Here is a 22770-nt window from a genome sequence, read left to right on the forward strand (position 1 = left end):
GATTATTGATTTTTGGCGAAACCATTTGATCATATGACAAGATGTGTATCTACCTTAACTTAATGATTTTGATAAAAATCATTAGGGGATTCATCAGAGCTCAGTACAAATTGGTAAACAGCGATTTGCAATTGATGATAAAGGACATATTCATCGTTATATGGGGGGCGATAGGAAAAATGAACCTTGGCATTGGGCGGGTTCTACATCCGATAAGAAAAATCCCTTGTCCTTAACAAGTCAACAAAAAGCAGGAATTAAAAAAGCATACCCCGATCAATCAAAGAACAAGTTATTAAAATAAGGATTTATATGAATATTATTATGGACTCAACAAGAAAATTTGGGATTTTATGGGAAAAAAACTCTGAATGTAATGGTTTTATTTATGGTAAAATTCAGATAATAATAGGAGAGAATATATATCCTAAGATATGCCCATATGAGTATTTTACACTAAATACAGTTTTTAATAGTTTGAAATCATCTTTTGAAGAGAAGTATTATGCAGGTGGAAACAATGGTTTGGATTTTGGAGAGCAACTATTTGATATAGATAAATATAATTCTCTGGAATTATGCAATATATTTTCTATTGATACTGCATATATGAGTGGAGGGAGTAATTGTGAAATAGATTGTTTAGTATTAGAAATGGGATATTCTGGTGAGGAAGAGAGACTTTTTTATAGTTTTGACAATGGGAAAAACTTTAAAGAAATCAGGTATAAGAAAGGTACAGTTGAATCTGTTATTTTTCAATTGAATCTATAATATATTTTGAGACTGTACTAGATTAGCAGATATGTTACCCTCGAAACATGAAGATAATGTACTGAAGATTAAAGAAAAAAATACAGAAAGAACTACTCCGCTTTTTTTGTGCTGGAAGTTACCGCCCGATATAAGGCTTCAATAACTGCGCCACTTACCAAAAATCAGAAAAAAGCTTTTCCTGAAATTGAAAGAACGGGAGCAACAGTGGTCGGTAAGGGAAAACCGGGCTATCCAAAGGAGAACAAAATTAAACCTACTAAAGTTACCACTGAAAGGAAAAGATAATGTCTATTTTGGAAGAGAACGTAATTGATTCAGCCTCTATTGAAAACGGAATACTCATATTAACTATTTCTGATCATTTAAAATGGGATAACGAGCATTTGTTTTTATTGCAAGAAAAAATAAATTCATATATTCAATATATTGAATCAGGTCAAATTTTTGAAGATTTTGGAGAAAGTAGCTATGAGACTATTGAAATACAGCTTATATATAAATATAAACCAAATGAAAATTATAGAAAATTTTTATATCACCTAGAAGGTGCTCTATTAAAACTTAAATTACGGTTTTCCCATGGAACTATCTCATATTTTTATAGTTGAAAAGTAAATACTCTCTTTATCACTTCGAGCCCAGGCAAGCCATAACTTATATAAACCCTAAAATTAAAAAGAAGCAAATCGTAACACGCGGCACCATATCCCTTAAGTCATACTTATACTAAAATATATAAGTCTGAGGAATTTATGCTATGGTTAAGAAAGTAAATATTAGGATGTCAAAAAGCAGCTCGGTTTAAAACAAGGGCAAGCCCGCAAGGATTTGCAGAAAGGTTGAAGAATGTACCGCCCCGCAAAATTTACGCCCGCAGGAAAAGGCGGTTTTGCGGTTGCCTTGTGCGATATTCTCGAAGCCCTTGAAATGGCGGAAGGTATATTGATTTCGCCTGCGGATTTCTATTTTGAAGACCTGCGTCCGGCGTCTTTTTCCTTCGCGCTTGAAGAGGGGAGGACTCTTGAACGCGCTGCCTTTGAAGGAGTCGTAATGAAAATGAACAGTCCTTTTGCCCGCCGGTCAAACGGGTCGGTCAAAGAAGTGGCTCGTTCCGACGATGGGGCGCGATATATTGGAGGCAGTAGATGGACAGCTTAATTACATTGCTTTCGGTATTGATACCGATGTTTGCCGGATTTTTTATCCGTGTGCCCAAGCCTTACCTGCCCGCTTTGGATAAGGTGCTGTCGGTCTTGGTGTATGCTGTGCTGCTGCTGATCGGCGTATCGTTGTCGCGCGTGGAGGATTTGGGTTCGCGGTTGGACGATATGGCGTTGACGGTTCTGTGGCTGTTTGTTTGTACGGTCGGGGCGAACCTGCTTGCTTTGGCAGTGTTGGGAAAGTTATTCCCGTGGCGGATAAAGGGGAAAGGGAAGGGCGTTTCGGTCGGTGTGTCGGGCAGTGTGGGGCAGCTCGGATGCGTGCTGCTCGGATTTGCATCCGGCAAACTGATGCGCGATATTTGGATGCCGTCTGAAAACGCGGGTATGTATTGTCTGATGCTGCTGGTGCTCCTCATCGGCGTACAGCTCAAAAGCAGCGGCGTATCGTTGCGGCAGGTTTTGGTCAACCGCAGGGGTATTCGGTTGTCGGTCTGGTTTATGCTTTCATCCCTTTCGGGCGGATTGCTGTTTGCCGTTTCGACAGACGGCGTGTCGTGGGCGAAAGGTTTGGCGATGGCTTCCGGCTTCGGTTGGTATTCCCTCTCGGGTTTGGTAATGACCGAGGCTTACGGCGCGGTGTGGGGCAGCATCGCGCTGTTGAACGACTTGGCGCGCGAGTTGTTCGCGCTGGCATTTATCCCGCTGCTGATGAAGCGTTTTCCGGATGCGGCGGTGGGGGTTGGCGGCGCGACCAGTATGGATTTCACATTGCCCGTGATTCAGGGTGCGGGCGGTTTGGAAGTCGTGCCGACGGCGGTCGGCTTCGGCGTGGTGGTCAACATTGCCGCCCCGTTTCTGATGGTGGTGTTTTCCACACTGGGCTGAGCGCGGTAAAATCCACATTCGTAGGAAATGAAATAAAAACATATGAAACCGAAAATCCAAAGGCACGGAGAGGTTTTAAGCCTTGTCCGCCGGCATCAGTTTATGTCGGTGGACGAGCTTGCCGCCGCATTGGACGTTACCCCGCAGACGATACGCCGCGACATCCGCGAGTTGGAGGAGGGCGGCAGCCTGAAACGCCATCACGGCGGCGCATCTTCGGGCGGAAACTTGCCGGAGGGTCTGCCTGCCGACCGGCAAACCCGGTGTCAAAACGAAAAAAACGCCATTGCCCGGCTGATTGCGGAACACATCCCCGACGGTTCGTCGCTGTTTGTCAGTATCGGCACGACGATGGAGGCTGTGGTGTCGGAGCTGGTCAGGCGGCGCGGCAGCCTGAGGGTGATTACCAACAATATCCACGCCGCCTCGATTGCTTCGGCGCGGACGGATTACACGGTCATTATCACTTCTGGCGTTGTCCGTCCTTTGGACGGCGGCATTACCGGCGTGGCGACCGTCGATTTTATCAACCAGTTCAAAGTCGATTATGCCGTGATGAGCACGCACGGTGTGGAAAGCGACGGTTCGCTTTTGGACGACGACTACAAAGAAGTCAGCGTGATGCAGGCGATGATGGCCAACGCGCGCGTCCGCTTCCTCGGCGTGGATCACAGCAAATTCCGCAGCAACGCGCTGGTCAGGCTCGGCGACATTACGGCGTTTGATAAAGTATTTACCGACCGGCTGCCCGATACCGCGATGCAGAAGATGCTAAAAGAGGCGGGGGTCGAATGCCTGATTGCCGATGCCGTCTGAACGCTATGTCAAAGCGCGCAAGTCGGGTACAATAAACACATCATCAAACCGCTTCAGACGGCATACGGAACCGCCCCAATGCCGTCTGAAGCCATCTGTTCAAAGAAAACTATGCTCAATAAAGACCAATTCGCGGACAACCATTTCATCCGCACTATCATCGAAGAAGACTTAAAAAGCGGCAAACACGAAGCCATCCAAACCCGCTTCCCGCCCGAACCTAACGGCTACCTGCACATCGGCCACGCCAAATCCATCTGCCTGAACTTCGGTTTGGCGTATATTTACGACGGCTTGTGCAACCTGCGTTTCGACGACACCAACCCTGAAAAAGAAAACGACGAATACGTCAACGCCATCAAAGAAGACGTTGAGTGGCTTGGTTTCCATTGGGCGGGCGAGCCGCGTTTCGCTTCCAATTATTTCGACCAGCTTTACGACTATGCCGTCGGCTTAATCAAAGACGGCAAAGCGTATGTCGATGATTTAACGCCCGAAGAAATGCGCGAATACCGCGGCACGCTGACCGAGGCGGGTAAAAACAGCCCTTACCGCGACCGCAGTATCGAAGAAAACCTCGACCTGTTCACGCGCATGAAAAACGGCGAGTTTCCAGACGGCAGTAAAACCCTGCGCCTGAAAATCGATATGGCGGCAGGCAACATCAATATGCGCGATCCGGTCATTTACCGTATCCGCCGCGCCCATCACCACAACACCGGCGACAAATGGTGCATCTACCCGATGTACGACTACACGCATTGTATTTCCGATGCCATCGAAGGCATCACGCATTCCTTGTGTACGCTCGAATTTGAAGCCCACCGTCCGCTGTACGACTGGGTGTTGGACAACATCCCCGCGCCGCACGCCACCCGTCCGCGCCAATACGAGTTTTCCCGTTTGGAACTTTTGTACACCATTACCTCCAAACGGAAATTGAATCAGTTGGTTGTGGAAAAACACGTTTCCGGCTGGGACGATCCGCGTATGCCCACCATTTCCGGTATGCGCCGCCGCGGTTACACGCCCGAAGGGCTGCGGCTGTTTGCCAAACGCGCCGGTATTTCTAAATCGGAAAACGTGGTCGATATGAGCGTGTTGGAGGGTGCGATTCGCGAAGAGTTGGAAAACTCCGCGCCACGCCTGATGGCGGTTTTGAATCCGCTCAAAGTCACCCTGACCAACTTTGAAGCCGGCAAAACCCAAAGCCGCCGTGCCGCGTTCCATCCGAACCACGAGAAAATGGGCGATCGCGAAGTACCTGTTTCACAAACCATCTACATCGAAGCCGACGACTTTGCCGAAAATCCGCCCAAAGGCTTCAAACGCCTGATTCCCGGCGGCGAAGTGCGTTTGCGCCACGGCTATGTCATCAAGTGTGATGAAGTCGTCAAAGACGCGGCAGGCAATGTGCTTGAACTTAAGTGCAGCATCGACCACGACACTTTGGGCAAAAATCCCGAAGGCAGAAAAGTCAAAGGCGTGATTCACTGGGTTTCCGCCGAACACGCTGCCGAAATCAAAGTCCGCCTGTACGACCGCCTCTTTACTGTCGAGCGTCCCGATGCCGTGCGCGGCGAAGACGGCGAATACCTGCCGTTTACCGATTTCCTTAATCCAGAATCCATCAAGGAAATCACTGCCTACGCCGAACCTGCCGCAAAAGATTTGCCGGCAGAAAGCCGTTGGCAGTTCGAGCGTATCGGCTATTTTGTTACCGACAGCAAAGAACACGGCAAAGACACGCCGGTGTTCAACCGCACGGTTACGCTGAAAGATTCTTGGCAACCTAAGTAAAAACCCATACTTGCCGTCTGAATATTGTTCGGACGGCATTTCTCCTTTACCCGCGAAATGCGGCACATTCGGCACACCGGAAAGGAAATATGATGAAAGTCCTCTTTATCGCCGACCCGATGGCAAGTTTCAAAACCTATAAAGACACCACCTACGCGATGATGCGCGAAATGGCAAAACGCGGCTGGCGGCTGTTTCATACCTTGAGCAGCGGATTGTCGGTTAAAAACGGTCTGGTGGTTGCTGATGCGTCTGCTTTTGAGTTTCTCGGCGCACAAGACGACCACGACAAAAACTGGTTTGCCGCCGCCGACAAAGTTCAGACGGCATTGAAAGCATTTGATGCCGTGATTATGCGTACCGATCCGCCGTTCGATATGCAATACCTCTACGCCACCCAATTACTGACGCTGGCGGAACAGCAGGGCGCGAAGGTTTTTAACAGCGGACAGGCGATGCGCGACTTCAACGAAAAACTGGCGATTTTGAACTTCAGCCGCTTTACCGCGCCTACGCTGGTAACGACCCGTTCCGCCGATGTCCGCGCATTTTTGAAAGAACACGGCGACATCATCGTCAAACCGCTGGACGGTATGGGCGGTATGGGTATTTTCCGCCTGACCGAAAAAGACCCCAACATCGGCAGCATCCTTGAAACCCTGATGCGGCTTGATTCCCGCACCATTATGGCGCAACGCTACATTCCCGAAATCGTCCACGGCGACAAACGCATCCTGATTATCGGCGGCGAAGTCGTTCCCTATGCTTTGGCGCGTATTCCGCAAAACGGCGAAACACGCGGCAACCTTGCGGCAGGCGGGCGCGGCGTGGCGCAGGAATTGGGCGGACGCGACCGCGAAATCGCCGAAACGCTCGCCCCCGAACTCAAACGGCGCGGCATCCTGCTGGCCGGTTTGGACGTTATCGGCAGCAACCTGACCGAAGTCAACGTAACCAGCCCGACCGGATTCCAAGAAATTATGAAACAAAAAGGTTTCGATGTGGCGGCAATGTTTGCCGATGCCGTTGCCGCGTGGTCGGTACGTTAAACCGATGCCGTCTGAAAGGCTTTTGCTTCACAACCGCCTGGTTTGATTGGGCAGGCAGGGTTTTCTCTCAGCCGGCAGGGATGCGCTTAATACCGTACGGACACCCCGCCGCCCCGTTTTCAGACGGCATATATTGAGGACATTTTGAAAGGATACCGATGGAACCTTCTTCTTACGCGGCAGAAAAAAAAGGCAAAGGCGGCATCAGGCGCGTCATTAACGCATTCGGCTATTCGATAGACGGCATCGCCGCCGCCTACCGTTACGAAGCGGCATTCCGTCAGGTTTTGTGGCTGAACGCGCTGCTGGTGTGCGCGGCATTTTTTTGGGTTTCCGAAACCGCCGTCCGCCTGCCGTTGATTATCGCGTCTTTTGTGTCGGTCATTGTCGAACTGTTCAACACCGCCGTCGAAGCCGCAGTCGATCATACTTCTACCGAAAAACACGAGCTGGCCAAACGCGCCAAAGACGCAGGTTCTGCCGCACAACTGTTCGCGATGCTGATGTTGGCGGCGGTTTGGCTGTCCGCCCTGTTCGGGTAAAACGCTTTCAGCAGGATTTGTAATCCTTTAGGATTAGTATATGGTATTTATTATTCGCTTAATCTATATCAAATTTTCGGGCAGTATTTGTATGTAAGATTAAGCACATTCCCCGTCTGATATTAAAGGAGCAGAAAGATGAAAAAATTATTGGCAGCCGTGATGATGGCAGGTTTGGCAGGCGCGGTTTCCGCCGCCGGAGTCCATGTCGAGGACGGCTGGGCGCGCACCACCGTCGAAGGTATGAAAATGGGCGGCGCGTTCATGAAAATCCACAACGACGAAGCCAAACAAGACTTTTTGCTCGGCGGAAGCAGCCCCGTTGCCGACCGTGTCGAAGTGCATACCCACATCAACGACAACGGCGTGATGCGGATGCGCGAAGTCGAAGGCGGCGTGCCTTTGGAAGCGAAATCCGTTACCGAACTCAAACCCGGCAGCTATCATGTGATGTTTATGGGTTTGAAAAAACAATTAAAAGAGGGCGATAAAATTCCCGTTACCCTGAAATTTAAAAACGCCAAAGCGCAAACCGTCCAACTGGAAGTCAAAACCGCGCCGATGCCGGCAATGAACCACGGTCATCACCACGGCGAAGCGCATCAGCACTAATCTGCTGAAAATATTTGAAATGCCGTCTGAAAAAGCCCGGGCTTTCAGACGGCATTTTTATGACCGCCTTTAAAATGTGTTAAAATCTGCCTTTAAAAACCGCCGTTTCCAAGCCATCCTGCGTATGAATACGACATCAAACCCATCCAATATCATCGTCGGGCTCTCCGGCGGTGTCGATTCTTCCGTAACCGCCGCCCTGCTCAAGCAGCAGGGTTATCAAGTGCGCGGTGTGTTCATGCAAAACTGGGAAGACGACGACAATGACGAATATTGCAGCATCAAACAGGATTCGTTCGATGCCATCGCCGTTGCCGATATTGTTGGCATCGATATCGACATCGTTAATTTCGCCGCGCAATATAAAGACAAAGTTTTTGCTTATTTTCTAAAGGAATACAGTGCGGGGCGCACGCCGAATCCCGATGTGTTGTGCAATGCCGAAATCAAATTCAAATGCTTTTTGGACTACGCCGTAGGGCAGGGCGCGGATACCATCGCCACTGGCCACTATGCGCGCAAAGAAGTCCGCAACGGCGTGCATTACCTGCTCAAAGGTTTGGATCGAAACAAAGACCAAAGCTATTTCCTCTACCGCCTCAAGCCTTTCCAACTCGAACGCGCGATTTTCCCGTTGGGCGGTTTGGAAAAACCCGAAGTGCGCCGCCTTGCCGCCGAGTTCAAACTGCCGACCGCTGCCAAAAAAGACAGCACGGGCATCTGTTTCATCGGCGAGCGTCCGTTCCGCGAGTTCCTGCAGAAATACCTGCCGACCGACAACGGCAAAATGGTTACGCCCGAAGGGAAAACCGTCGGCGAACACGTCGGGCTGATGTTCTACACGCTCGGACAGCGCAAAGGTTTGGGCATCGGCGGCGCGGGCGAACCGTGGTTTGTTGCGGCTAAAGATTTGACGAAAAACGAACTGATTGTCGTGCAAGGACACGACCATCCGCTGCTCTATACCCGCAGCCTTGTGATGAACGATTTGAGTTTCACGCTGCCCGAACGTCCGAAGGCAGGACGCTATACCTGCAAAACGCGTTACCGTATGGCAGACGCGCCTTGCGAATTGCGTTATCTGGATGAAGAAACCGCCGAGCTGGTGTTTGACGAACCGCAATGGGCGGTTACGCCGGGCCAGTCTGCCGTGCTGTACGACGGCGACATCTGTTTGGGCGGCGGTATCATCCAAACGACCGACAAACCCGTCATCATCACACGATAAAACTTATGCCGTCTGAAACGGTTTTCAGACGGCATTGTTCCGCTCAATTCCACTTTAAAGACCGATACCTATGGAAAAAATCTGGTTAGACAGTTACGAGAAGGGCGTCAGTGCCGAAATCGATATCACGCAATACAATTCCATCAGCGATGTATTCCGCCAAAGCGTGGAAAAATTTGCCAGGCTGCCCGCTTTTCAAAATATGGGCAAAACGCTTACTTATGCCGAAACCGGCAAACTGGCGACTGATTTCGCCTCTTATCTGCAAAACGTCCTCAAGCTGCCGCGCGGCGAACGTGTTGCCATTATGATGCCGAACGTATTGCAATACCCGATTGCCCTTTTCGGTATTTTGCAGGCAGGTTTGGTGGCGGTGAACACCAATCCGCTCTATACACCGCGCGAGTTGGAGCATCAGTTGAAAGACAGCAGCGCGACCGCCATCATCGTTTTGGAAAATTTCGCCAACACGCTGGAGCTGGTGCTGCCGCGCACGCAGATCAAACACGTCATCGTCGCCTCCGTCGGCGAAATGTTCGGACTGCTTAAAGGTTCGCTGATTAATTTCATCATCCGAAAAATCAAGAAAATGGTGCCCGAATACCGCATTCGGGAAACCGTTTCCTTTCAGACGGCATTGAAAGAGGGAGCGAAGCACGTTTTCCAACCTGTCGCATTAAACCGCGAAGATACCGCGCTGTTGCAATACACGGGCGGCACGACGGGCGTTGCCAAAGGCGCGGTGTTGAGCCACGGCAACATCTGCGCCAATATGCTTCAGGCAAAAGAATGGATTAAAAACCAGTTGCGCGAGGGAAAAGAAACCGTTATCGCCGCCCTGCCGCTGTACCACATCTTCGCCCTGACAGTGAATCTGATGATTTTTGCCAATGCCGGCTCGAAAATCATCCTGATTACCAACCCGCGCGATATGAAAGGCTTTATCGGAGAACTGAAAAAACAGCGGGTTAATGTATTTATCGGCGTAAACACACTGTTTAACGCGATGGTTAACCGTCCTGATTTTGCCGAAGTCGATTTTTCAGGATTGCGACTGACTTTGGGCGGCGGTATGGCGACCCAAAAAGCCGTTGCCGAAAAATGGAAAAAAATCACCGGTACGCCCATCGTCGAAGCCTACGGTTTGACCGAAGCCAGCCCCGGCGTGTGCTGCAACCCCTTAAACATCGAGTCATACAGCGGCAGCATCGGTTTGCCCGTCCCGTCCACCGAAGTAGAACTGCGCGGGTCGGACGGCAAAGAAGTCCCCGTCGGGCAGCCGGGCGAATTGTGGGTAAAAGGCCCTCAAGTGATGCAAGGCTACTGGAATCGTCCCGAAGAAACCGCCAAAGCCATAGACGCGCGCGGCTTTTTGGAAACCGGCGATATTGCCGTGATGGACGAAAAAGGCTGGTTGAAGCTGGTCGATCGTAAGAAAGACCTCGTCGTTGTTTCCGGATTCAATGTTTATCCGAACGAAATCGAGGAAGTCATCGCGCATCACGGCAAAGTGATGGAAGTCGCCTGTATCGGCGTTCCCGACGAAAAAACCGGCGAGGCACTCAAAGTATTCGTCGTCAAAAAAGACCCGTCATTGACCAAAGAAGAACTTATCGCCTTTTGCCGCACCGAATTAACCGCATATAAAGTACCGAAAAACATTGAATTCCGTGAGGAACTGCCAAAATCCAACGTCGGTAAAATTCTGCGTCGCGAGTTGCGGCAAAGTACCGGGAAATAAAGAAAAGATGCCGTCTGAAAACAGCCGTCCACCGTTCAGACGGCATCCGTCCGTTTGCCAGAACCGCGCGCTTCACGTTAAAATCACGCATTCCAACATGGGTATTCCATCATGACCAAATTCATTTTCGTAACCGGCGGCGTTGTCTCCTCACTGGGTAAAGGTATCGCCGCCGCTTCTATTGCCGCCATCCTCGAATCGCGCGGCTTGAACGTTACCATGCTCAAGCTCGATCCTTATATCAACGTCGATCCCGGCACGATGAGCCCGTTCCAACACGGCGAAGTGTTCGTAACCGACGACGGCGCGGAAACCGACCTCGACTTGGGACACTACGAACGGTTTATCGATTCCACGATGACCCGCCGCAACAGCTTCAGCACGGGGCAGGTGTACGAAAACGTTATCGCCAAAGAACGACGGGGCGACTATTTGGGCGGCACGGTTCAAGTCATCCCGCACATTACCGACGAAATCAAACGCCGCATCCACGAAGGCGCGGCAGGTTACGATGTGGCGATTGTCGAAATCGGCGGCACGGTCGGCGACATCGAATCGCTGCCGTTTTTGGAAGCCATCCGTCAGATGCGCAGCCAGTTGGGACGCAACAACACCCTGTTCGCCCACTTGAGCTACGTTCCCTACATCGCCGTCGCAGGCGAAATCAAAACCAAGCCGACCCAGCATACCGTTAAAGAAATGTTGAGCATCGGTTTGCAACCCGACATCCTGATTTGCCGCATGGACAGGAAAATGCCTGCGGACGAACGCCGCAAAATCGCCTTGTTCTGCAACGTGGAAGAACGCGCGATTGTGGGCAGCTACGACGTGGACAGCATCTACGAATGCCCCGAAATGCTGCACGACCAAGGCATCGACAACATCATTACCGAGCAGTTGCAGCTTAATGTGCAGCAGGCGGATTTGACCGCGTGGAAAAAAATCGTCCACGCCATCCAAAACCCGAAACACACCGTCAAAATCGCGATGGTCGGCAAATACGTTGATTTGACCGAATCCTACAAATCATTGATTGAAGCCTTGAAACACGCAGGTGTTCACACTGAAACCGACGTACAAATCACTTTTGTTGACAGCGAAAGCATCGAGAAAAACAACGGCGACGTTTCTATGCTCAAAGATATGGATGCCATCCTCGTTCCCGGCGGTTTCGGTTCGCGCGGCGTGGAAGGCAAAATCGCCGCCGTGCGCTACGCCCGTGAAAACAACGTGCCATACTTGGGCATCTGCCTCGGTATGCAGATTGCGCTGATCGAATACGCCCGCGACGTGGCAGGTTTGAAAGGTGCGAATTCCACTGAGTTCGACCTCAAATGCGCCGCCCCCGTCGTTGCCCTGATTGACGAATGGCAAACTGCCGACGGCAGCGTCGAAACCCGCGACGAATCCGCCGATTTGGGCGGCACGATGCGTTTGGGCGCGCAAGAAGTCGAATTGAAAGCAGGCAGCCTCGCCGCCAGAATCTACGGTAGCGGACATATCCGCGAACGCCACCGCCACCGCTACGAAGTCAACAACAACTATGTTCCTCAGTTGGAAAAAGCAGGCTTGGTTATCGGCGGCGTATCCGCCGGACGCGAACGCTTGGTCGAAACCATCGAGCTGCCGAACCACCCTTGGTTCTTCGCCTGCCAGTTCCATCCTGAGTTCACATCCAACCCGCGTAAAGGGCATCCCTTGTTCACCGCGTTTGTCAAAGCCGCGTTGAACAATAAAAAAGCCTGATAAAGCGTTACTTGATGATCAAAATGCCGTCTGAAAGCCTGAATGAAGACTTTCAGACGGCATTTTCGCAAATCGGGGATTATAAAAGCCATCAATTTAATTTTTATGGTTTTATCTAATATTTACCAACTGAATATTGTTAAGCGGGGCGTGAAACTCAAGATTATTGTTTTTATAGTCGTGCAAGTCCGGTTTTGACAGGAAATAGCTTTAAAAATCAGTTTTGCTTAGTTTGATGGGGATGATGGTTTTGAGTTGATATATTTGGAATATCAAAATTTAATTGTAAAAATAAGGAGTTTAGATGAAGGTTTATTATGCTCATTCCGCCCAAGGCCAATTCTGCAACCTTTTGCCTTACGAACGCTGGCAAACCTTGCAAAGCCATTCGGTAAATGTTAGCGAAATGGCGGCGGAGTTTGCTCAGGTATTTGGTGCGCAGGAAATTGCCTGCCAAACGGGACAGCTTCATGACTTAGGGAAATATTCGGAAGCATTTGACCGCCGATTGCATGGTGGCCCATCAGTTGATCATGCTACTGCCGGAGCCAAAATTGCTGTCGAGCGTTGGGGAAAGGTTATCGGCAAGCTGATAGCGTTTTGCATTGCGGGACACCATGCTGGGTTGGCAAATGGAAACGGTGAAGGCGATAACCGCCGCACGTTAAAGGATCGTTTGGCGTTGCAATTTGGTGCAGATATTCCCGCCCTCGATAACCTGTGGCAACAAGAAATCAAGCTCCCTCAAACCCTGTCTGCACCGCCACTCAAAGCCGACGCGCATCATCCTTTTTTCTCCTACGCTTTTTTCACCCGAATGCTTTATTCTTGCTTGGTAGATGCCGATTATCTCGACACCGAAGCCTTTTATTCAAACCTAGAAAACGAAGCCGTCGAGCGCGGCGGTTATCCCGATTTAAACGCCTTACAACACAATTTCAATCAATTTATCAACGCTTTCAGACGACGTATCGCCCAAGCTTCAGAGCAAACTGAAGCCGAAAAACGCAATGCTGCCTTAAATCGCCTGCGTAGTGAAATTCTCGATCATGCCGTAGAACAAGCAGCACAAACGCAAGGGCTGTTTACGCTCACTGTGCCGACCGGCGGCGGCAAAACCTTCACTTCCATGGCATTCGCGCTGGAACACGCCAAACGGCATGGTATACGACGCGTGATTTACGTCATTCCGTTTACCAGCATCATCGAACAAAATGCCGCCGAGTTTCGCAAAGCCTTTGGCGAATTGGGCGAACAAGCTGTGTTGGAACACCACAGCACTTTCGACGACGGCAAACTGCAAGGTGAGGCTACCAAAGACAAATTGCGCCTCGCCTCGGAAAACTGGGACGCGCCGATTGTCGTGACCACCGCCGTGCAATTCTTCGAATCCCTCTTTGCCGACCGCTCCTCGCGCTGCCGCAAGCTGCACAACATCGCAGGCTCCGTCATCATTCTCGACGAAGCGCAAATGCTGCCGCTCAATCTTTTGCTGCCCATCATGCAAGCCATCAAGGAATTGGCTCAAAACTATCATTGCTCTGTCGTCATGTGCACCGCCACCCAGCCTGCCGTGCAAGCCGAAAACGGCTTCTATCGCGGCTTTGAAAACGTGCGCGAAATAGCCCCAAAACCGACCGCACTTTTCGACAAACTGCGTCGCACCACCGTGCAACACATCGGCACACAAACCGACGCCGACCTGCTCGCCAAACTTGGCGAACACCCGCAAATGCTCGTCATCGTCAACAACCGCCGCCATGCCCGCAGCCTGTACGACCAAGCCAAACACCTTGACGGCACGTTCCACCTGACCACCCTAATGTGCGCCAAACACCGCAGCCAAAAACTCGATGAAATCAGAGGCCGTCTGAAAAACAGCGAACCCTGCCGCGTTATCGCCACCTCCTTAATCGAAGCCGGCGTTGATGTGGATTTTCCGCTGGTGATGCGCGCCGAAGCAGGCCTAGACAGCGTTGCCCAAGCCGCCGGACGCTGCAACCGCGACGGCAAAAGGCCGTCTGAAAACAGTTTTGTATGGATATTCGCGCCCGAAGAACAATGGAAAGCCCCGCCCGAACTTGCTACCCAAGCCGCCGTTATGCGCCTGACCGCCGACAGCTTTTCAGACGATCTCTTATCTACCCAAGCCGTCGCCGCCTACTTCGCCGAGCTTTATCAATTAAAAGGCAGCGAACTGGACAATAAAAAAATCCTGAAAATGCACAACGATGCAGGGCAAAGCCTCGATTTCCCATTCCAAACCATCGCCGACAAGTTCCGCATGATCGAAAGCCATATGCAGCCGCTGATTATTCCGTTCGACAAAGAGGCCGAAAACCTCATCAGCAGCCTGCACCACGCCGACCATATCGGCAGTCTGCTACGCAAACTGCAACCCTACACCGTCCAAATCCCCGAAAAAGCCCTCGCTGCTTTATATAAAGCAGGGCGTATCGAACCGATTAACGAGAAAAACTTCGGCAAACAGTTTTATACGCTGATCGGGCTGGATTTGTATGATGAAGTGGCAGGGCTTTCTTGGGAGGATACGGCGTTTTTGAAGGGGGAGAATTTGGTGTTTTGAGGTTAATTTAAAATTATTTAACTTCTTTAGAAGTTAAATAGTGGACTTTCATAAAGTGGAAGGCTAAAATGCACCTTAAGTTAAGCTATTCGAGTGGTTAACTTGACTTGTATTGTGAAGCGCTATATTCAACTATAGCAGTCTAAATTTAATCAATCAGAATGGAAAAAAGCATGGCAAATTTATTTATTAGTCATTCATGGAGTTATGGTAACCAATATCAAAGATTAACTGAGCTATTGGCGAACAGGGGATATGTGTATCGAGATTACTCTGTTCCATCTACTAAACCAATTTTATTTTCTACAGATAAGGAACTCGCATCCAGAATTGAATCAAAAATAATGATGTCTTCAGTTGTTATCATAATGGCTGGGGTTTATTCCACATATAGTACTTGGATAAACAAAGAAATCGAATTAGCTAAGAAGTGGAATAAACCAATAATTGCTGTTGGACCTTACGGCGCAGAACGTACTTCGACTGTAGTAAAAAATGCTGCGGATATAGTGTGTGGTTGGAATACCTTATCTATTGTTAATGCTATTGATAAACTAACTAAGTGAGAACTGTATGAGAAAAGCACTATTTTTAGGAATTAACCAATATGACAATATTGGTGGTTTGAATGGTTGTGCTAATGATGCCCAGCAAATGAGTGCAGTCCTATCAAGACATGCAGATGGCAGACCAAATTTTAGTAGTCAGGTTTTTGTAAGTCCTGGGACTAATTTATCTAAAACATTTATTATGGATAAGATAAAAGAGTTATTCCAAGGTAGTTTAGAAGTCGCATTGTTTTATTTTGCAGGGCATGGTTTTTTTGATGAAGATATAAATACGGGATTTATTATTCCTCAAAATTTTTCTCAAAAAGACGATAATGGAATAAGAATAGAGGATATTTTAGCGATAGCTAGAGAAAATAAAAAAATACAGAACACCATTATTATTTTGGATTGTTGTCAATCTGGCAGTGCTGGGAAGTCTTCTATATTAAGAGGTGGTTCTAGCATTCTTGATGAAGGATTAACTATTTTGACTGCATGCAAAGAAAATGAATATGCAGTAGAAGATGGTTCAGGACATGGTTTATTTACTGGTTTAATGCTGGAAGCCTTACATGGTGGAGCAGGGAATATTTTAGGCAAGATAACACCAAGTAGTGTTTATGCTTTTGTGGATAATGCCTTAGATGCTTGGGAGCAAAGACCTGTATTTAAGACGAATGTATCGCAATTCTTATCCTTAAGAGACACAACACCAAGAGTGCCTTTAGAGGTATTAAGAAATCTATCTAAATGGTTTTCTTCTTCAGGAAGTATTTACCCATTAGATCCTAGTTATGAACCTACATCAGGGGAGGCAAATGAGAGCAACACGGAAATTTTCAGACAGCTTCAGCTATGTAATAGGCATAGTTTAATAGAACCTGTTGACGCTGAACATATGTACTTTGCAGCAATGAACTCAACTGGATGTAGACTAACAGTGATTGGTGAATATTACAGAGATTTGGCACAAAAGGGACGATTTTAAGTTTTAGGCATAGCCAAAATTATCTGAAAACTTTTCGCACTTAACCGTGCGTGGATTGAAACTAAAGTAGTTAGATTAGTCAGCTAATCCGCCCCTTCTTTATGAAGGGGCGTGTGTACAACCAAAAGGAGAACCAAATGAACCAAATCCGCCTACATATTTGGGGCGATTATGCCTGTTTTACCCGTCCGGAGATGAAGGTGGAGCGGGTGTCTTATGATGTCATCACGCCGTCGGCGGCGCGCGGGATTTTGGCGGCGGTGCATTGGAAGCCGGCGATTCGGTGGGTGATTGACCGCATTTATGTGTTAAAGCCGATTCGGTTTGAGTCGGTGCGGCGCAATGAGTTGGGCGGCAAGATTTCGGCGGGTAAGGTCAGCGGTGCGATGAAGCGTAAGAGCGTTGCCGATTTATATACGCTGATTGAAGACGACCGCCAGCAGCGCGCGGCGACGGTGCTTAAAGACGTGGCTTATGTGATTGAAGCCCATGCGGTGCTGACGGCAAAAGCGGGGGCGGATGAGACCGTTACTAAGCATATCGAGATGTTCAAACGCCGCGCGAAAAAGGGGCAATGCTTTCAGCAGCCTTGTTTGGGCGTGCGTGAGTTTCCTGCCGATTTTGCGTTGATTGACGAGGGTGAACCGCTGCCGCTGTCGGCATTATCGGAAAGCGAGGCAAACCGAGATTTAGGCTGGATGTTGCACGATATTGATTTTGACCACGGAAACACGCCGCATTTTTTCCGCGCTGAAATGAAAGATGGCGTGATTGATGTGCCGCCGTTTTACGCCGAGGAGGTGAAAGCATGATTCTTGCGTCCCTTGCCCGCTATTACCGCCGTTTGGCAGCGGAAAACGATGAAATGGGCAATCCGAAAGTACCACCTTATGGCTTTAGCGAGGAGAAAATCGGCTGGATTTTGGTATTGGATAAAGAAGGTTGTCTGAAAACCGTTGTGCCGAATCTGACTGTCGATAAAAAGCCGCAGCCAAAGCTGATGAGCGTGCCGCGCCCTGAAAAACGCACGTCGGGCATCAAGCCGAATTTTTTGTGGGATAAAACCGCCTACGCGCTTGGCGTGGAAGCCAATAAAAACAAAGCCGAGGCGAAAGAAAAACCGTTTACGCCGTCTGAAAAAACCTTTGAAGCCTTTAAGCAATACCATCTTGATTTACTGCAAGAAAACGACGATGAAGGCTTGCAAGCCTTATGCCGTTTTCTGCAAAACTGGCAGCCTGCACATTTTACTGTCGAAAACCTGCCTGCCGAAATGCTCGATGCTAACATCGCATTTTCTCTTGAAAAACCGACCGCACTTATCCATAAACGCGAAGCCGCGCAAACTTTGTGGGCAGGCTGCCTGAAAAGCGACGAAGCGCTTGAAGGTTTGTGCTTGATTAGCGGCGACACCGCGCCGATTGCACGGCTGCATCCGGCGATTAAAGGCGTATTTGGCGGGCAAAGCTCGGGCGGCTCGATTATCTCGTTTAACAAAGAAGCCTTTGCCTCTTTCGGAAAAGAGCAAGGCGCAAATGCGCCCGTTTCCGAACAATCCGCCTTTGCCTACACCACCGCGCTGAACTATCTGTTGCGCCGCGAAAATAATCACTGTCTGACCATCGGCGATGCTAGCACGGTCTTTTGGGCGGAAGCGGATGATAGCGCAACGGCGCAGGCTGCCGAGGGCTTCTTCGCGCAAGTGTTCACGCCGCCGGATGATGAACAAGAAAGCGCCAAAGTTTTCAACGTATTGAAACAAATAAGTAACAAAGGCCGTCCGCTGCAAGAAATTGCACCCGAACTCTCTCCCAATACCCGTTTTTACATCTTAGGGCTTGCCCCCAATGCCGCGCGGATTTCTGTTCGGTTTTGGCTGGACACCACGTTTGGGCAGTTGGCGGAAAATTTGGCGCAGCATTGGCAAGATTTAGCCCTTGAGCCTTGCGCGTGGAAAACGCCGCCGTCAATTTGGCGACTCTTATTGCAAACTGCCGTATTGGGCAAAAGCGAAAACATCTCGCCCGTATTGGCAGGCGAAATGACCCGCGCCGTGATTTGCGGCACGCCGTACCCCTTAAGTTTGCTGTCGCAACTGATTACCCGAATCCGCGCCGACGGCGACGTGAACGGCCTGCGCGTGGCAATGATGAAAGCCGTATTAGAGCGGCGTTTTAGAAAAGGTTTTATCGAAGAAGGAGTTCCTATGAGTTTGAACAATGAAAGCCCGAATCGCGCCTATCTTTTAGGGCGGCTGTTTGCCGTGTTGGAGCGCATTCAATATCAGGCGTTGGGCGAATTAAATGCCGGCATCGCTGACCGCTACTACGGCTCTGCATCTGCCGTGCCGTTTTCCGTTTTTCCGCGCCTTTTGTCGGGTGCAAAACACCATTTGTCGCGCTTGCGTAAAGACAAAGCCGGTATGGCGGTGAATTTGGATAAAGATTTGGGCGAAATCATTGCCAAACTGCCCGGAACCTTTCCACGCCATTTGAGCATTGACGAGCAAGGCCGCTTCGCCATCGGCTATTACCACCAAAAACAAAGCTATTTTGCTAAAAAAGAAACTGCTGAAACCATTGAAAACTAAGGAGCCAGAAAATGTCTGCCATTCAAAACCGCTATGAATTTGTTTACTTTTTTGATGTCACCAACGGCAACCCCAACGGCGATCCCGATGCGGGCAATATGCCGCGTCTTGATCCCGAATCCAGCAAAGGCTTGGTAACCGATGTCTGTTTGAAACGCAAAATCCGTAATTTTGTGGAAATCAGCAGCGAAAACGAAGCCGGTTATGAAATCTACGTCAAAGAAAAAAGCGTCTTGAACCTGCAAAACAAACGCGCTTATGAAGCGCTTGGCATTGAATCTGAAGCCAAAAAACTGCCAAAAGACGAAGCCAAAGCCCGCGACATTACCGCTTGGATGTGTAAAAACTTCTTCGATATCCGCACCTTCGGTGCGGTGATGACCACCGAAGTCAACAGCGGACAAGTGCGCGGCCCGGTGCAACTAGCGTTTGCCCAATCCATCGACCCGATTGTGCCGCTGGAAGTTTCCATCACCCGCATGGCAGTAACCAATGAAAAAGACTTGGAAAAAGAACGCACCATGGGGCGCAAATACATCGTCCCTTACGCACTCTACCGCGTGCATGGCTTTATCTCCGCCAACCTTGCCGCCAAAACCGGTTTTTCAGACGACGATTTAGCCAAACTCTGGCAAGCCCTGATGCTGATGTTTGAACACGACCGCTCCGCCGCCCGTGGCGAAATGGCAGCGCGCAAACTGATCGTTTTCAAACACGACAACGCACTCGGCAGCCAGCCTGCACATAAATTGTTTGACGCCGTGAAAGTCGAACGTGTAAACGGCGAATCAGGTACGCCTGCAAGCGGTTTTGGCGATTACAAAATCAGCGTGGTTTCAGACGGCCTCAATGGCGTGAGTGTGGAAGAGTTGCTGTAAAAAAACGTTTGAAAAAATGACCGCACTTTCAACCGAAAACCAAGGGGAAAATCAGGACACGCGCTTGATTCCCCTTTCTGCCCTGCAACACTACGCCTTCTGCCCGCGTCAATGCGCGTTGATTCACAACGAGCAGGCGTGGGCGGAGAATTATTTAACCGCGCAGGGCAAGGCGCTGCATGAGCGGGTGGATTCAGGCGAGCCGGAAACGCGCAAGGGCGTGCGCTTTGAGCGGACGGTGCATGTGTCTGCGGAGAAACTGGGCATCAGCGGCGTGTTGGATTTGGTGGAAGTGGACATGAAAACAGGCCATCTGAAACCTGTGGAATACAAACGCGGCAAGCCCAAACCCGACCCGATGGACGAAATCCAGCTTTGCGCCCAAGGCTTGTGCTTGGAAGAAATGACGGGGCAAACCATCCCCGAGGGCGCGCTGTGGTATATGCAAACCCGCCACCGCGTCCCCATCGTGTTTTCAGACGACCTGCGCGCCCAAACACTCGCCACCATCACCGCCGTGCGCGAACTTTTAAACAGCGGCCAAACCCTGCCGCCCGACTACGGCAAACGCTGCAAAGCCTGCTCGCTGGTGGAGATTTGCCAGCCGGAGTTGTTGGGGAAACGGGATAGGAGTGTGGGGTATGTGGCGGGGTTGTTTGGGGAGTAATCTTGTTTTAGTGCAATATTTTGAGTAATATACAAGGAAATAATGTGTCCAGATGAAATTATTTCATAGACCTATAATTAAATTTTATATAAAACTTATGAAATCTATCTTTATAATAATTAAGGAAAGAACCATACCTATGGTGAAGAAGATTTTAAAATGGCTCGGTAGAGTTATTTTTATTGTATTTTTAGGGTTCATTGGAGGCTGCCTATCTCCTTACGTTATTTCAAAAGTACAGGTTTTATTTGGTGCACCTCCAGTAGTTAATGTTTCAGATACAATATCTATAGCTAACACATATATTGTATTTACTACTTTTATTTTTACCGCCATTGCAATAATTGTAGCTGTTGCTAGCTATCTTTTTGCTCAAGAAGCTGCAAAATCTAGACAGATACAAGAACAAACTTTATTTTCTGATTTAATTAAATCATGTACTGAAAAACCGGAGCTAGGAAGAGATTTAATTTCTAAATTATTGGAAAATGAGAATGTTATTGAGCATTTTGAAAAAAGGTTAAATGATAAGATAGATGATATTTTATCTAAACGTTGCCAGTTATCACAGGAAAGTGAAAGAGTTTCTAAAGAACAAACTAGTGCATTAAAAGGAATGATAATAAAGCCAGATAATCAAGGAGATAAGCTATGACACCAGAAATGTTGCTGGAACAACTTTTCCAAGATAATATTTTACCAAGAGCTGTTCCTATTAATGTTGAAACTATTTGTTCACATTATAATATTTCGATTGAGCATAAAATTTATCCAGATGATACAGTAGGGCAAATTGAATTTCCTCCTAATAATGGAGCTGCTCGTATTTTTATTAACCCTTTCGAAAATAACCATATTAATAGGAGACGATTTACTATTGCTCATGAATTAGGACATTTTTTCTTGCATAAAGATTCAACTCCAGATGGCTTTACTGATACAACTAGAACAATGAGTAGAACAACATCTTATTGGGATCCAGTTGAATCAGAGGCAAATGACTTTGCAGCTAGATTATTGATGCCAGAAAAATTTATACTAAGTGAAGGTAATAAAGTTATAGAAAATTTTAAAATCGTTTATAAGCAAGAGCGTATTCCTCAAGATTATTTTATTTCTAATATGGCTCAAATTTTTAATGTATCAGTTCAAGCTATGACCTATCGGCTTAAAAATCTTGGTATTATCTAAATAAAAAAGTAATAAAGCCTTTTATTTTTAAAAGGCTTTATTTTTGACTGCATCCTTATTAATCTGTTGATGATTTTTAGGTGGCCAACCCTGTTAAACACTCATAAAGTGCGGTCAAACCCCAAGGAGAGTTCCCCATGCGCAAGCTGCAAAACACGCTCTACATCACCACCCAAGGCAGCTATCTGCATAAGGAGCGGGAGACGCTAGTGGTGGAGCAGGAGCGTAAGAAAGTGGCGCAGTTGCCGGTGCATTCTATCGGGCATATTTTCTGTTTTGGCAATGTGCTGGTATCGCCGTTTTTGTTGGGTTTTTGCGGTGAAAATAATGTGAATTTGGCGTTTTTTACCGAAAATGGACGTTTTTTGGGGCAGCTTCAGGGGCGGCAGAGCGGCAATGTGCTGTTACGTCGGGCGCAGTATCGGGTGTCGGAGCAAAATCCCGTGCCGATTGCGCGCAATATCATTGCGGCAAAGATTCGGGTGAGCCGGAAACACGCAAGGGCGTGCGCTTTGAGCGGACGGTACACGTTTCGGCAGAAAAACCGGGCATCAGCGGCATATTGGATTTGGTGGAAGTGGACACGAAAACAGGCCGTCTGAAACCCGTGGAATACAAACGTGGCAAGCCCAAACCCGACCCGATGGACGAAATCCAGCTTTGCGCCCAAGGCTTGTGCTTGGAAGAAATGACGGGGCAAACCGTTTCTGAGGGTGCGTTGTGGTATATGCAAACCCGCCGCCGTGTCCCCGTTGTGTTTTCAGACGGCCTACGCGCCCAAACCCTCTCCACCATCGCCGTCGTCCGCGAACTTTTAAACAGCGGACAAACCCCGCCGCCCGACTACGGCAAACGCTGCAAATCCTGCTCTCTGGTGGAAATCTGTCAGCCGGAGTTGTTGGGGAAACGGGATGGGAGTGTGGGATATGTGGAAGCGTTGTTTATTGTGTAAGAAAAAA

General features: G+C 48.8%; 21 protein-coding genes and 3 pseudogenes. All 24 read left to right on the plus strand.

The features are described from left to right. Positions 1-312 precede the first annotated feature (312 nt). Complete coding sequence (locus Q3O06_RS10165) at positions 313-774, plus strand: Imm42 family immunity protein (RefSeq protein ID WP_301818734.1); 462 nt, start codon at positions 313-315, stop codon at positions 772-774. A 31-nt stretch (positions 775-805) separates the two neighbouring features. Further along, positions 806-918 (plus strand): annotated as a pseudogene (locus Q3O06_RS10170) (IS1595 family transposase); the annotation flags it as partial. Between the two features lie 143 nt (positions 919-1061). Continuing rightward, positions 1062-1385 (plus strand): DUF6572 domain-containing protein, encoded by a 324-nt coding sequence (locus Q3O06_RS10175; RefSeq protein WP_301818735.1) that lies wholly within the window; start codon positions 1062-1064, stop codon positions 1383-1385. Positions 1386-1623: 238 nt separating this feature from the next. Beyond that, the gene (locus Q3O06_RS10180; RefSeq protein ID WP_301818736.1) at positions 1624-1935 is read left to right on the plus strand and encodes a hypothetical protein; all 312 of its coding nucleotides are present in this window, start codon (positions 1624-1626) and stop codon (positions 1933-1935) included. After that, positions 1923-2825, plus strand: coding sequence for a LysO family transporter (locus tag Q3O06_RS10185; RefSeq protein ID WP_301818738.1), 903 nt, complete (start codon positions 1923-1925; stop codon positions 2823-2825). The genes Q3O06_RS10180 and Q3O06_RS10185 overlap by 13 nt, the downstream gene beginning before the upstream one ends. A gap of 42 nt (positions 2826-2867) precedes the next feature. After that, positions 2868-3641 (plus strand): DeoR/GlpR family DNA-binding transcription regulator, encoded by a 774-nt coding sequence (locus tag Q3O06_RS10190; protein WP_301818739.1) that lies wholly within the window; start codon positions 2868-2870, stop codon positions 3639-3641. 111 nt (positions 3642-3752) lie between these two features. Further along, a complete protein-coding gene (locus Q3O06_RS10195) occupies positions 3753-5441 on the plus strand; it encodes a glutamine--tRNA ligase/YqeY domain fusion protein (RefSeq protein ID WP_301818834.1) in 1689 nt (562 codons plus the stop codon). A gap of 92 nt (positions 5442-5533) precedes the next feature. Next, a complete protein-coding gene (gshB, locus tag Q3O06_RS10200; protein WP_021437483.1) occupies positions 5534-6490 on the plus strand; it encodes a glutathione synthase in 957 nt (318 codons plus the stop codon). A 158-nt stretch (positions 6491-6648) separates the two neighbouring features. Then, positions 6649-7032, plus strand: coding sequence for a diacylglycerol kinase (locus Q3O06_RS10205; RefSeq protein WP_002235063.1), 384 nt, complete (start codon positions 6649-6651; stop codon positions 7030-7032). A gap of 138 nt (positions 7033-7170) precedes the next feature. Next, the gene (locus Q3O06_RS10210; protein ID WP_101141133.1) at positions 7171-7644 is read left to right on the plus strand and encodes a copper chaperone PCu(A)C; all 474 of its coding nucleotides are present in this window, start codon (positions 7171-7173) and stop codon (positions 7642-7644) included. 124 nt (positions 7645-7768) lie between these two features. Then, positions 7769-8872, plus strand: coding sequence for a tRNA 2-thiouridine(34) synthase MnmA (gene mnmA, locus Q3O06_RS10215; protein WP_101141137.1), 1104 nt, complete (start codon positions 7769-7771; stop codon positions 8870-8872). Positions 8873-8942: 70 nt separating this feature from the next. Beyond that, positions 8943-10613, plus strand: a complete 1671-nt coding sequence (locus Q3O06_RS10220; RefSeq protein WP_301818741.1) for an AMP-binding protein — start codon at positions 8943-8945, stop codon at positions 10611-10613. 111 nt (positions 10614-10724) lie between these two features. Continuing rightward, complete coding sequence (gene pyrG / locus Q3O06_RS10225; RefSeq protein WP_301818742.1) at positions 10725-12359, plus strand: CTP synthase; 1635 nt, start codon at positions 10725-10727, stop codon at positions 12357-12359. Between the two features lie 304 nt (positions 12360-12663). Next, entirely contained in the window at positions 12664-14946 is a 2283-nt protein-coding gene (cas3, locus tag Q3O06_RS10230) for a CRISPR-associated helicase Cas3' (RefSeq protein ID WP_301818743.1), read from the plus strand. A 173-nt stretch (positions 14947-15119) separates the two neighbouring features. Then, complete coding sequence (locus Q3O06_RS10235) at positions 15120-15512, plus strand: TIR domain-containing protein (RefSeq protein WP_118792315.1); 393 nt, start codon at positions 15120-15122, stop codon at positions 15510-15512. A 7-nt stretch (positions 15513-15519) separates the two neighbouring features. After that, positions 15520-16485 carry a caspase family protein gene (locus tag Q3O06_RS10240; protein WP_118792314.1) on the plus strand — a complete coding sequence of 322 codons (966 nt, stop codon included), beginning with the start codon at positions 15520-15522 and terminating at the stop codon, positions 16483-16485. Between the two features lie 137 nt (positions 16486-16622). Further along, positions 16623-17297, plus strand: a complete 675-nt coding sequence (gene cas5c, locus Q3O06_RS10245) for a type I-C CRISPR-associated protein Cas5c (protein ID WP_301818744.1) — start codon at positions 16623-16625, stop codon at positions 17295-17297. Then, positions 17294-19075 carry a type I-C CRISPR-associated protein Cas8c/Csd1 gene (gene cas8c, locus Q3O06_RS10250; RefSeq protein WP_301818746.1) on the plus strand — a complete coding sequence of 594 codons (1782 nt, stop codon included), beginning with the start codon at positions 17294-17296 and terminating at the stop codon, positions 19073-19075. The genes cas5c and cas8c overlap by 4 nt, the downstream gene beginning before the upstream one ends. Positions 19076-19086: 11 nt before the next feature. Continuing rightward, positions 19087-19953, plus strand: coding sequence for a type I-C CRISPR-associated protein Cas7/Csd2 (gene cas7c / locus Q3O06_RS10255; protein WP_301818748.1), 867 nt, complete (start codon positions 19087-19089; stop codon positions 19951-19953). A gap of 16 nt (positions 19954-19969) precedes the next feature. Continuing rightward, complete coding sequence (gene cas4, locus Q3O06_RS10260; RefSeq protein WP_301818750.1) at positions 19970-20620, plus strand: CRISPR-associated protein Cas4; 651 nt, start codon at positions 19970-19972, stop codon at positions 20618-20620. A gap of 139 nt (positions 20621-20759) precedes the next feature. Continuing rightward, positions 20760-21275, plus strand: a complete 516-nt coding sequence (locus tag Q3O06_RS10265; RefSeq protein ID WP_301818752.1) for a hypothetical protein — start codon at positions 20760-20762, stop codon at positions 21273-21275. After that, positions 21272-21811, plus strand: a complete 540-nt coding sequence (locus Q3O06_RS10270; protein WP_301818753.1) for an ImmA/IrrE family metallo-endopeptidase — start codon at positions 21272-21274, stop codon at positions 21809-21811. The genes Q3O06_RS10265 and Q3O06_RS10270 overlap by 4 nt, the downstream gene beginning before the upstream one ends. 137 nt (positions 21812-21948) lie before the next feature. After that, positions 21949-22305: pseudogene (cas1, locus tag Q3O06_RS10275) on the plus strand (CRISPR-associated endonuclease Cas1); the annotation flags it as partial. Then, positions 22281-22763: pseudogene (gene cas4 / locus Q3O06_RS10280) on the plus strand (CRISPR-associated protein Cas4); the annotation flags it as partial. The pseudogenes cas1 and cas4 (Q3O06_RS10280), both read left to right, overlap by 25 nt. Between the last annotated feature and the right edge of the window lie 7 nt (positions 22764-22770).

Source organism: Neisseria maigaei (assembly GCF_958267405.1).
Taxonomy (GTDB): domain Bacteria; phylum Pseudomonadota; class Gammaproteobacteria; order Burkholderiales; family Neisseriaceae; genus Neisseria; species Neisseria bergeri.